At 70.8% G+C, this 11,758-nt stretch carries 8 protein-coding genes and 1 pseudogene; 3 read left to right on the plus strand and 6 right to left on the minus strand.

What is annotated here, in order from left to right; all coding sequences use genetic code 11:
* Together E2651_RS34295 and E2651_RS34300 are read right to left on the minus strand one after the other, a co-directional pair.
* Positions 1-1,440, minus strand: a 1,440-nt coding sequence (locus E2651_RS34295; protein ID WP_135335165.1) for an ATP-dependent helicase, incomplete at its 3' end; no start/stop codon positions are given.
* 167 nt (positions 1,441-1,607) lie between these two features.
* Positions 1,608-2,012, minus strand: a complete 405-nt coding sequence (locus E2651_RS34300; protein WP_280922820.1) for an MGMT family protein — start codon at positions 2,010-2,012, stop codon at positions 1,608-1,610.
* A gap of 161 nt (positions 2,013-2,173) precedes the next feature.
* On the opposite strand from E2651_RS34300, the gene E2651_RS34305 reads away from it, so the two are divergent.
* From E2651_RS34305 to E2651_RS34315, 3 genes are all read left to right on the plus strand, one after another.
* On the plus strand, positions 2,174-5,023 hold the full coding sequence (locus E2651_RS34305) for a lysylphosphatidylglycerol synthase transmembrane domain-containing protein (RefSeq protein ID WP_135335167.1): 2,850 nt from the start codon (positions 2,174-2,176) through the stop codon (positions 5,021-5,023).
* Between the two features lie 155 nt (positions 5,024-5,178).
* Positions 5,179-6,723 (plus strand): alpha/beta hydrolase, encoded by a 1,545-nt coding sequence (locus tag E2651_RS34310; protein ID WP_135335168.1) that lies wholly within the window; start codon positions 5,179-5,181, stop codon positions 6,721-6,723.
* 89 nt (positions 6,724-6,812) lie between these two features.
* Positions 6,813-8,372 (plus strand): alpha/beta hydrolase, encoded by a 1,560-nt coding sequence (locus E2651_RS34315; RefSeq protein ID WP_135335169.1) that lies wholly within the window; start codon positions 6,813-6,815, stop codon positions 8,370-8,372.
* Between the two features lie 45 nt (positions 8,373-8,417).
* Here E2651_RS34315 and moeZ read toward each other — a convergent pair whose 3' ends face one another.
* The 4 genes and pseudogenes from moeZ to E2651_RS44785 all read right to left on the minus strand — a co-directional run.
* Positions 8,418-9,596, minus strand: a complete 1,179-nt coding sequence (gene moeZ / locus E2651_RS34320; protein WP_135335170.1) for an adenylyltransferase/sulfurtransferase MoeZ — start codon at positions 9,594-9,596, stop codon at positions 8,418-8,420.
* Between the two features lie 63 nt (positions 9,597-9,659).
* Positions 9,660-10,409: a spherulation-specific family 4 protein gene (locus E2651_RS34325; RefSeq protein ID WP_135335171.1), complete on the minus strand. Its 750-nt coding sequence runs from the start codon at positions 10,407-10,409 to the stop codon at positions 9,660-9,662.
* A complete protein-coding gene (locus E2651_RS34330) occupies positions 10,397-11,350 on the minus strand; it encodes an NAD-dependent epimerase/dehydratase family protein (protein ID WP_135335172.1) in 954 nt (317 codons plus the stop codon). The genes E2651_RS34325 and E2651_RS34330 overlap by 13 nt, the downstream gene beginning before the upstream one ends.
* A 214-nt stretch (positions 11,351-11,564) precedes the next feature.
* A pseudogene (locus E2651_RS44785) lies at positions 11,565-11,758 on the minus strand (hypothetical protein); the annotation flags it as partial.

The raw sequence follows: 11,758 nt of genomic DNA on the forward strand, positions 1-11,758 counted from the left end.
GCCCTCACCCCCCGCTTCAACAGAAGCCGGATCCGACACAACCGCCCCGGCCACCACCCGCAGCGCCAGCAGCAGCGGTGTCACCGCCGGCTCGTGGCGCAGGGCGATGTCGTCGCCGTCTATGTCGAGGGGGACGCCCGCGGCGGTGAGGCTGCGGCGGAACGTGGGGATCGTGTGGGCGCCCGCGCGGACCAGGACCGCCATCTCGCCCCAGGGGACGCCGTCCTCCAGGTGCGCGCGGCGCAGGATGTCCGCGATGTTGTCGAGTTCCGCGCCGGACGTCGGGTACGTGTACGCCTCGACCTTGCCGCCGTCCCGGACAGCGGCCAGCTCCCGGTGGGCCCGCACCTTCTCCGCCGGCAGCCTGGTCAGCGGCATACGGCGGGTGAGCAGCCGGGTGGCGTCCAGGAGACCGGCGCCCGACCTGCGCGACGTGGTCAGGACCTCGACCGGGGCCGGGGTGCCGTCCGCGCGCGGGAAGTCGGCGGGGAACTCCAGGATGCCGTTCACGTCGGCGCCCCGGAACGTGTAGATCGACTGGTCCGGGTCACCGAAGGCGACGAGCGAACGTCCGCCCCCGGCCAGCGCGTCGAGCAGCCGCACCTGCGCCGGGTCCGTGTCCTGGTACTCGTCCACGAAGACGGCGTCGTACTGCGCGGCCAGCGCCCGCGCGACCTCGGGGCGCCGCGCGAGCAGCACCGCGCGGTGCACCAGTTCCGCGTAGTCGAGCACTCCTTGCATGTCGAGCACGTCCAGGTACTCGGCGAGGAACGCCGCCGCCGCGCCCCAGTCGGGGCGCCCCGCGCGGCGGGCGAACGCGTCCAGGGCGGCAGGGCCGAGGCCCAGCTCACGGCTCCGGGCGAGCACCGCGCGCACCTCGTCGGCGAAGCCCCGCGTCGTCAGGCAGGCGCGCAGCTCGTCCGGCCAGCGGACGCGGCCGATCCCCTCGGACTCCAGGTCGATCTGGCCTGCCAGGAGCTCACGCACGGCCACGTCCTGCTCGGGGCCGGAGAGGAGACGGAGCGGCTCCGCGAAGAGATCCGCGTCCTGGTGGGCGCGGATCAGGGCGTAGCAGAAGGAGTGGAAGGTCGTCGCCTGAGGGGCCTTCGCCGCCCCTATGCGCAGTGCCATGCGGTCGCGCAGCTCGACCGCGGCCTTGCGGCTGAAGGTGAGGATCAGGACCCGCTCCGGCTCCGTGCCCTTCGCGATCCGCGCGGCGACGGCCTCCACCAGGGTCGTCGTCTTGCCCGTACCGGGACCCGCGAGGACGAGCAGCGGTCCTCCGGGATGGTCAACCACCGCGCGCTGGGGTGCGTCAAGACGAGGGGGATCCACCTGGGCCGGCGGGGTACGCACCAGTCGGTAGGCGCCCGGGGTCCCCTGTCGTACCTGGTGGTGCGACGGGTGCCGGGTGTGCCGGGCGGATGAAGGGGAGCTCACGTGGGTCGCCGGTCCTGGTGGGTCTACTGGTCGAAAAACAGCCGCGCGATGGCTGCGGGGTGACAGAAATGCGTGCTGTCGACGCTACGCCAGCCCGCGTGCGGGACGTGCCGCTTCCCCCGTACGGGCCACCGGTCCCCCGTGCGGCCGCGCGATGGCGGAAGCTGTCAGGTGTGAGCCTGAGGAGCCTGTGGGCGATCGGCACCGCCGCCGCCCGCCGCGTCGCCGTCCCAGCGCGCCCGCCGCATGTCGATGCGGGGCAGATGGCCTTCGGACGCGCGGCTCGCCTCGCGCAGGGGCGTGCCCTCCGCGCGGTAGTGGTCCAGCGCCCGCAGCTCGTGGCCCGACAGGAGCACGCCGTCGGCGCGCACCACACGCCACCACGGAACCGCTCCTCCGTAGAGGGCCATCACCCGGCCGACCTGCCGCGGGCCGCCCTCCTCCAGCCACTCCGCCACGTCCCCGTAGGTCATCACCCGCCCGGGAGGGATCAGCTCCGCGACCTCGAGAACCCGCTCCGCATACGCTGGGTACTCCGGAAGCCCTTGCTCCGATCGGCTCTCCTCGCTCATCCGGACCATCCTGCCGTACGCCACCGACACCGTGACCGTCCGGCGACAGAGCGTGCGGTACGAGACAAACTGGCGCCCAGGGAACACTTCGCGCCCCCGCATCGCACCCTGATGCCCCCCTCTGTCGGTCGGACATGCCACCATCGTGCGGGCGGTGACTGGTGATACGAGATCAAGAAGAGACGACGGAGCAGCAGGATGTGCACCCCGATGAGACGGCGGGCACCCCTGCGGCCGAGTCGCACCCGGACACCGGTGGGCACTCCCTGAACAAGCACGAGAAGGACCAAGAGAAGCAGTCCGGCGGCGGAAAAGGCAGCGGAGAAAGCAGCGGAGAAGAGGGCGCGCCCGCCGCCTTCGTCGCCGACGACTGCGCCGACGGCACGGAGCCGCACACCGACCGCGTCGCGGGCGACGAACCGCTGCTCGCCGCGCGCGTGCACCGTCCTTCGGACCTGATGCGGCTGCTCGTCGGCGTCCTCGCGATCGCCGTGGTCCTCGCCATCGCCGCGTTCGCGCACGGCACGACGTCGGGTCTCGCCCAGGACATCGACAAGGGCACGGACCAGGCTCCCGACGCGCTGATCAGGTTCGCGGGCCTCACCGCGAGCATCGGCGTCCTGCTCGTCCCCGTCGCGTTCGCCATCGAGCGCCTGATCAAACGGGACGGGCTGCGCATCGCCGACGGTGTCCTCGCGGCCGTCCTGGCGCACGGCGTGACGCTCGCCACCGACCTCTGGGTCGCCAGGGCCGCCCCGGACTCCATCCAGGAGGCGCTGACCCGGCCGTCCCCCGGCGATCTGAACGCGCTCACCGATCCGGTGCACGGCTATCTCGCACCGGTGATCGCGTACATGACAGCAGTGGGGATGTCCCGCCGACCACGCTGGCGCGTGGTGCTGTGGGTGGTGCTGCTGCTCGACGCCTTCACCATGCTGGTCACCGGCTACACGACGCCGTTCTCGATCATCCTGACCGTGCTCCTCGGCTGGAGCGTCGCCTACGGAACGCTGTACGCGGTCGGCTCGCCGAACGTCAGGCCCACCGGCCAGACGCTCCTCGCCGGCCTGCGGCACGTCGGCTTCCACCCCGTGAGCGCGGCCCGCGAGGAGTCCCCGGACAGCGGGGAGCACGGCGACCGCGGCCGCCGCTACTTCGTCACCCTGGAGGACGGCCCGCCCCTGGACGTCACGGTCATCGACCGCGAGCAGCAGGCGCAGGGCTTCTTCTACCGCGTATGGCGCAGACTCACGCTGCGCGGCATCACCCAGCGCCGCAGCCTGCAGTCGCTGCGCCAGGCCCTGGAGCAGGAGGCTCTCCTCGCGTACGCGGCGATCGCGGCCGGGGCCGACGCGCCCAAGCTGATCGCCACCTCCGAGCTCGGTCCCGACGCGGTGATGCTCGTTTACGAGCACACGGGCGGCCGTTCCCTGGACTCGCTGCCGGACGACGCCATCACCGACGAACTGCTGTGCGACACCTGGCGGCAGGTGCAGGCGCTGCAGTCGCGGCGGATCGCGCACCGCAGGCTCCAGGGCGACGCGATTCTGGTGGATCGTTCCGGCACGGTGATCTTGACGGACCTGCGGGGCGGTGAGATCGCCGCCGGTGATCTGGTCCTGCGCATGGACATCGCCCAGCTCCTGACCACCTTCGGGCTGCGGGTGGGCGCCGAGCGGGCGGTCGCGACCGCGCTCGACGTGCTCGGCCCCGACACGGTCGCCGACTGTCTGCCGCTGCTCCAGCCGATCGCCCTCACCCGCTCCACCCGCGCCACCCTGCGCAAGCGGGCCAGGGAGCGGTCCCAGCGCGAGCGCGAGGCCGTTCTCGAAGCGTCCCGCAAGGAGAAGCTGGCCCGCAGCGAGGCCGCGTCGGCGACCGCCGAGGCCGCCGAGGCGGAGACCACCGAGGGCGCCAAGGGCCCCGACCGCAAGGCCGTGCGCGCGGAGAAGCAGGCCGAGAAGCTCGCGATAGACGTGGCCCTGGAGCAGGCGCGCGAGGAGGATCTGCTCACCCAGATCCGCCACCAGGTGCTGCTCATCCGGCCGCAGGCGCCCGTCGAGCCCGCTCAGCTCGAGCGGATCAGGCCGCGCACGCTGATCAGTTTCATCGCCGGTGCCATCGGCGCGTACTTCCTGCTCTCGCAGCTCACTCAGGTCGACTTCGGCACGATCGTGGGCGAGGCCGAATGGGGCTGGGTCGCGGTGGCCGTGGCCTGCTCGACGCTGAGCTACTTCGCCGCGGCGATGAGCCTGCTCGGCTTCGTGCCGGAGCGGGTGCCGTTCCTGCGGACCGTGCAGGCGCAGGTCGCCGGGTCGTTCGTGAAGATCGTGGCCCCGGCGGCGGTGGGCGGCGTCGCGCTCAACACCCGCTTCCTGCAGCGCTCCGGGGTGCGTTCCGGTCTCGCGGTGGCCAGTGTCGGGGCCTCGCAGCTGTTCGGGCTCGGCTCGCACATCATGCTGCTGATGATCTTCGGCTATCTGACCGGTACGGAGAAGACGCCGTCCCTGTCGCCGTCCCGCACCGTCATCGCAGGCCTGCTGTCGGTCGCCGTCCTGGTGCTCGTGGTGACCGCGATCCCGTTCCTGCGGAAGTTCGTCGTCACGCGCGTGCGCTCGCTGTTCGCGGGCGTCGTGCCGCGCATGCTGGACGTACTGCAGCGCCCCCAGAAGCTGCTCACCGGCATCGGCGGCATGCTGCTGCTCACCCTGCTGTTCGTCCTGTGCCTGGACGCCTCGGTACGCGCGTTCAGCACTACGGAGATGAAGCCGCTGACCCTGGCCAGCGTCGCCGTGGTCTTCCTCGCCGGCAACGCGCTCGGCTCGGCGGCGCCCACGCCCGGCGGTGTCGGAGCGGTCGAGGCGACGCTCACCTTCGGTCTGATCGCGGTGGGCGTGCCCAAGGACGTGGCGGCACCCGCGGTGCTGCTCTACCGACTGCTCACGCTGTGGCTTCCGGTGCTTCCGGGGTGGCTGTACTTCAACCATCTGACAAGGAAGGGCCTTCTTTAGGAAGCGGGGCTCTTCTTAATAGGAAGCGGGGCTCTTCTCAAGAAGAGGGCTGATTACGTCTTGAGATGACGGCCGATCACGTCGAGAAGAGGGCCTGATCACGGAAGGCCGAGCCAGCCGTGCGCCCCGTCCGCGCCCCCCGCAGGATGGGAGGCATGCCCAACCTGAAGGCGCGTGCCACTGTCCTGGCCGCCACCGTCGCCCTGCTGTCATCGACCGCCACGGCCTGCGGCGGCGACGACGCCAAGGACGAGGATCTGTCCGCCCAGAAGCTCAACTGGGAGGACTGCCCCGCGCCCGCCCCCTCCGAAGGCGGCGGTGAAGCCCCATCCCCGCTGCCCGGCGGCGCCGAGTGGCAGTGCGCCACCATGAAGGCCCCCCTCGACTGGGACAAGCCCAAGGGGGACACCCTCGACATCGCCCTGATCCGCGTGGCGGCCAGCGGCGAGAAGGACCGGCGCATCGGCTCGCTCGTCTTCAACTTCGGCGGCCCCGGCGGCTCGGGCGTCACCACGCTGCCCGCCTTCGGACAGGACTACGCCAAGCTGCGCACCCGCTACGACCTGGTGAGCTTCGACCCGCGCGGCGTCGGCCGCAGCGCGGGCGTGAAGTGCGAGGACGACGAGCAGCTCGACGAGTACTTCCAAGGGGACTCCACCCCCGACGACGACGCGGAGCGAAAGCAACTCGTCGACAACGTGAAGAGCTTCAACGGCGGCTGCGAGAAGAACTCCGGAGAGGTGCTCCCCCACGTACGCACCACCGACGCGGCCCGCGACATGGACCTGATGCGCCAGGTGCTCGGCGACGACAAGCTGTACTACTTCGGCATCTCCTACGGCACCGAACTCGGCGGCGTCTACGCCCACTTGTTCCCCAAGAAGGTGGGCCGCGCCGTCTTCGACGCGGTCGTCGACCCCACCGAGACGGCGGAGCAGGGCTCGCTCGGCCAGGCCGAGGGCTTCCAGCTCGCGCTCGACAACTTCGCCGATGACTGCACGTCGAAGGTCGACGACTGCCCCGTCGGCGACACCGCGCAGGACGTGAAGGACCGGATCGCGAAGCTCCTGAAGGACTTGGACGCCAAGCCGCTGCCCGCCCTTCCGCCGCGCGAACTGACCCAGACCGCCGCCACCAACGGCATCGCCCAGGCGCTGTACTCCAAGGACTTCTGGCCGTATCTCACCGACGGCCTGGAGCAGGCGTACGACGGCGACGGCAGGATCCTGATGACGCTCTCCGACGCCATGAACGGCCGCAACCAGGACGGCTCGTACAGCAACATGCAGGCCGCCAACGTCTCCATCAACTGCGCCGACGACAAGGCGCGCTACACCGCCGACTACGTCGAGGAGAAGCTCCCCGCGTTCCGCGAGGCCTCTCCGCTCTTCGGCGACTATCTGGCCTGGGGCATGGTCGGCTGCACCGACTGGGCGGTGCAGGGCGCCGCCGACCATCCGGACGTCAGCGCGTCGGACACGCCGCCGATCGTCGTCATCGGCAACACGGGCGACCCCGCCACGCCGTACGAGGGCGCGAAGAAGATGGCTCAGGCGCTGGGCGAGGGCGTCGGCGTCGAGCTGACGTACAAGGGTCAGGGCCACGGGGCGTACGACAGCAAGAACAAGTGCGTACGGGACGCGGTGAACGGCTATCTGCTGGACGGCACGGTGCCGAAGGCGGGAACGGTCTGCGCATAGGCGGCACATAAGGGACCAAGCCCGCCAAGGCCGCTGTCAGAGGCCCCGCCTACTATGGCTTGACTGTCTTCCAAGGGGGGAAGCGCTCCATGCCGCGTTTCGTACGGTCAGCAGCTCTGGCTGCCGCAGGGGTCCTGGTGGCGGGGCTCGCCGTCGGCTGCGGCGGCTCGTCGGACGGCGGTGAGGGCGACGCCAAGCCGGCCCCGACCGGACCCGAGCAGGAGCCGAGGCCCGACCCCTCCTCCACGCTGCCCGCCTCGATCAACACGCAGAAGCTCGACTGGGGCGGCTGCAAGGCGTCGGGCCAGGACCCCGCGCCGGGCTCCGAGTGGCAGTGCGCCGCCATGAAGGTGCCCCTGGACCACGCGAAGCCGGACGGCGAGACGATCGACATCGCCCTGATACGCGCCCGGTCCACCGGCAAGGGCGAGCGCATCGGCTCGCTCCTGTTCAACTTCGGTGGTCCCGGCGGCTCCGGCGTCTCCATGCTGCCGTCGTTCGCCGACGGGTACGAGAAGCTGCGCGAGCGGTACGACCTGGTGAGCTTCGACCCGCGCGGCGTCGCGGGCAGCGCGGGCGTGCGCTGTCGCGGCGACAAGGAGACGCAGGCCGCGGAGTCCGTCGACCTCACCCCGGACACCCCGGCCGAGGAAGCGGCGTACTTCAAGGACGCGGCCGACTTCGGCGCGGGCTGCGAGCGGAACTCGGGCAAGCTGCTCGGACATGTCTCGACGGTCGAGGCCGCCCGCGACATGGATGTGATGCGCCAGGTCCTCGGCGACGAGAAGCTGCACTACATGGGCATCTCGTACGGCACCGAACTGGGCGGCACGTACGCGCACTTGTTCCCCAAGAAGGCGGGGCGTCTCACCCTGGACGCCGTCGTCGACCCGAGTGCGGACTCGGTGGGCCACGCCAAGAACCAGGCACGGGGCTTCCAGCGCGCCCTGGAGAACTATCTGAAGTCATCGGGCCAGGACCCGAAGGCGGGCTCGCAGAAGATAGTGCGCCTCCTGAAGCGCCTTGACGCGAAGCCGCTGCCCGGATCGGGCGTCCGGAAGCTCACCCAGTCCCTGGCGCTCACCGGCATCACGGTCACGCTCTACAGCCAGCAGAGCTGGCCCGCCCTGACCCGCGGCCTGGAGCAGGCCGAGAAGGGCGAAGGATCGGCGCTGCTACAGCTGGCCGACGCCTACAACGAGCGGGACCCGTCCGGCCGTTACAGCACACAGAGCCACTCGCAGCGCTCGATCTCCTGCCGCGACGACAAGGAGCGGACGACGCCCGCGGAGGCGAAGGGGCAGCTCGCCGACTTCCGCGAGATATCGCCGGTCTTCGGCGAGTTCATGGGCTGGGACACGGCGGGCTGGTGCCATTCCTGGCCGGTGGCCGGGCTGCACGACTCCCCCGAGGTCAGCGCCCCCGACGCGGACCCGATCCTGGTGGTCGGCAACACCGGTGACCCGGCGACGCCCTACGAGGGTGCCCGCAAGATGGCGGACGAGCTCGGCAAGGGCACAGGCGTCATGCTGACCTGGAAGGGCGAGGGCCACGGGGCGTACGGCAGCGGAAGCGACTGCGTCGACGACACGGTTGACGACTACCTGCTGAACGGCAAGGCCCCGCAGGACGGCAAGGTCTGCTCATGAGAAAGGCCCCGCTCACCAGGGCGAGCGGGGCCTGACTCCAGCAGGTCAGTACACCGGCTTCTCGGGCTCGATCTGGTGGACCCAGCCGATCACGCCGCCGCCCACATGCACCGCGTCCGCGAAGCCCGCGGACTTCAGTACGGCGAGGACTTCCGCGGACCGGACACCCGTCTTGCAATGCAAGACGATCTTCTTGTCCTGCGGGAGGCCCTCCAGGGCGGTGCCCATGAGGAACTCGTTCTTGGGGATCAGCTTGGCGCCGGGGATCGAGACGATCTCGTACTCGTTCTGCTCGCGCACGTCGATGATCTCGATCTTCTCGTCCGCGTCGATCCACTCCTTGAGCTGCTTGGGAGTGATCGTCGAGCCGAGCGCCGCCTCCTGGGCCTCATCCGACACGACGCCGCAGAAGGCCTCGTAGTCGATGAGCTCGGTGACGGTGGGGTTCTCGCCGCAGACCGCGCAGTCGGGGTCCTTGCGGACCTTGACCTGGCGGTACTGCATCTCCAGGGCGTCGTAGATCATCAGGCGGCCGACCAGCGGGTCGCCCACGCCGGCCAGGACCTTGATCGCCTCGGTGACCTGGATGGAGCCGATGGACGCGCAGAGCACGCCGAGCACGCCGCCCTCGGCGCAGGACGGGACCATGCCGGGGGGCGGGGGCTCCGGGTAGAGGCAGCGGTAGCACGGGCCGTGCTCGCTCCAGAAGACGGACGCCTGGCCGTCGAAGCGGTAGATCGAACCCCACACGTACGGCTTGTTGAGCAGCACGCAGGCGTCGTTGACCAGGTAACGCGTGGCGAAGTTGTCCGTGCCGTCGACGATCAGGTCGTACTGGCTGAAGATGTCCATCACGTTCTCGGCCTCGAGCCGCTCTTCGTGGAGGATCACGTTCACGTACGGGTTGATGCCGAGGACGGAGTCCTTCGCCGACGCCGCCTTGGAGCGGCCGATGTCGGCCTGGCTGTGGATGATCTGGCGCTGCAGGTTCGACTCGTCGACCTCGTCGAACTCCACGATGCCGAGCGTGCCGACGCCCGCCGCGGCGAGGTACATCAGCGCCGGTGACCCGAGGCCGCCGGCGCCGACACACAGCACCTTGGCGTTCTTCAGCCGCTTCTGCCCGTCCATCCCGACGTCGGGGATGATCAGGTGGCGGGAGTACCTGCGAACCTCGTCGACGGTGAGCTCAGATGCTGGCTCGACCAGGGGTGGCAGCGACACGGGGACTCCGTTGGTCGTTATTGCGGAACGGTTGTTCTGTCCGTAACACTGCCACGCCCTTCTTCATTCCGAGACACCCGTTCCGATACGCGAGACGATTTCGTCCCAGTACGCGGGCATGGACTCCCAGGGGTCGCTCGGTCCGCCCCGCTCTATGCGGTCGGTGAAGTAGATCGTCGAGGCCCCCTGCCAGCGCGCGATGCGCAGTGCCTCGTCGAGATGGCCCTGCGGCATTCCGTGCACGAAGTGGCAGAAGCGCTCGGGCGGGTAGTCGGCGGTCCACTCGGCCACCTGGGACCAGCGGTAGTCGCTCCAGGGGCCGGAGAAGGTCACCAACTGGTCGGCGGTTTCGGCGTATCCGGGATAGGGATGGGTGCCGTGCCCGAGGACGATGTGCGCGTCGTCACAGAGCGCACGCAAGGTCGTGACCGTGCGGCGCACCTCGGGAAGCCCGGCGCGCTCGGTGGGGCAGCGGTCGAGGGAGAAGCCGTCGACCTGGTACCAGTCGAGATAGTGGTGGGCGTCGGAGAGGATCTCTCCGAAGGAGCGTGCGCCGTACGTCATGTCGAGGTGACCGAGAACACGCACGCCCGCGTTCCGCAGCCGCCCCGCCGCCTCCAGGCAGTGCGGGTCGGGCCGGTCCCCCGGGCCGCCCGCCACATTCAGGACGACCCAGTGCAAAGGGGTGCCCGGCCGGGTCAGTTCGGACCATTCGGCGGGGGCGACGAGCGGGTGGGCGAAGCCCGGGACGCCGAAGCCGAGTCGTACGTCTGTGTGTGCGGTGCCCGTGGCTGTGCTGGTCAGATGCGGCATGCCGCCTCCATCCAGATGTCGGCGAGTGACTCTTCGAGGTTGATCCGGGGGCGCCAGCCGAGGCGGTCGCGCGCGGTGCGCACATCGGCCTGCTGCCAGCTGCCGCAGCCGTCCGGGTAGGGGTAGGCGGCCGGGCTCCCGTGGTCGGATTCGGAGCGGGGGTGTCCGATGGATTGCCGCAGGGGCGCCTGGTCGAGCTCGTGCAGGGCTCCGCCGTACCCCGCGACGCGCGCCAGGACGGCGGCCGCGTCACGCAGACGTACGGCACGGCCCGCACCGATGTTCACGATCCCCTGGGCGGCGGAGAGCGAGGCGGCGTGCACGGCGCGCGCCACGTCGCGTACGTCGATGAAGTCCCGCTGCACGCCGAGTCCCCCGAGCTTGAGCTCGCCGTCGCCGGACTGCATGGCGCGCCGCATGGCCTCGGCGAGCCGCCCGAGCGGTGATCCGGCGGGGGTGCCGGGCCCCGCGGGCGAGAACACCCGAAGGACGACGGCGTCGAGCCCCGCCCCGAGCACGAGCTCGGTGGCGGCCAGCTTGCTGACCCCGTAGGGCCCGCCGGGCCTCGGCACGGCGTCCTCGGCGGTGGAAGACCCCGGCTGGCTCGGCCCGTACTCGGCACCGCAGCCGAGCTGCACGAGCCGCGCCCCGCAGCCGCTGCGGCGCAGGGCCTCGCAGATGGTGGCGACGGCCACCGTGTTGTGCCGGGTCAGCTCGCGGGCGCCGCCGCGGGTGGCGCCCGCGCAGTTGATGACGACTCCGGGGTGCACGGCGTCCAGGAAACGGGTGAGCGCGCCGGGGCTGCCGCTCGCGAGGTCGAACCGTACGTCCGAGTCGTCGCCGCGCCCGAGCGCGGTGAGCTGCACGGCCGGGTCGGCGAGCAGCCGGTCGGCGACGAAACGGCCGAGGTATCCATTGGCTCCGATCAGCAGCACCCTCATCGGGCGGCTCCCGGGTCGGATTCTCGGATGCTGAGGGTGCTCATCTGGGGTTCTCCTTCAAGGGGTTGCCGTGTTTCACGGGGTAAGGCCCGCGGTGTCGGCCCCGCGGGAGAGAAAGGCTCGGGGTGGGCACGGTGTGGGGTCGGCCCAACGCTCAGCCGCCGGGCGCCGGTCGGGTGGGCGTCAAGTAGGCCGCTGGCGGGCGCGGGCACTCTCACGGCGCCCCATAGGAATGCGCGGAGGCCCGAGTCAGCGTTCGGCCGCAGTGCAGCAGGAGCACGAGCGCCGCGGTCCCGCAGGCGGCCAGCGGGACCACCCCGGGTCCCCAGGCGTCCACCGCCCGCTCCACCGGCGCCGCCACCCACTCGGCCCCGGGCAACCGCCCCACGAACACCGAGGCAACAGCCC

This window comes from Streptomyces sp. MZ04 (assembly GCF_004684775.1).
GTDB lineage: Bacteria > Actinomycetota > Actinomycetes > Streptomycetales > Streptomycetaceae > Streptomyces.

Excerpts from the sequence above, each read along its gene's own strand:
- E2651_RS34330 (WP_135335172.1), bottom strand. The coding sequence starts at position 11,350 with ATGAGGGTGCTGCTGATCGGAGCCAATGGATACCTCGGCCGTTTCGTC.
- E2651_RS34325 (WP_135335171.1), bottom strand. The coding sequence starts at position 10,409 with ATGCCGCATCTGACCAGCACAGCCACGGGCACCGCACACACAGACGTA.
- E2651_RS34315 (WP_135335169.1), top strand. The coding sequence starts at position 6,813 with ATGCCGCGTTTCGTACGGTCAGCAGCTCTGGCTGCCGCAGGGGTCCTG.
- E2651_RS34310 (WP_135335168.1), top strand. The coding sequence starts at position 5,179 with ATGCCCAACCTGAAGGCGCGTGCCACTGTCCTGGCCGCCACCGTCGCC.
- E2651_RS34300 (WP_280922820.1), bottom strand. The coding sequence starts at position 2,012 with ATGAGCGAGGAGAGCCGATCGGAGCAAGGGCTTCCGGAGTACCCAGCG.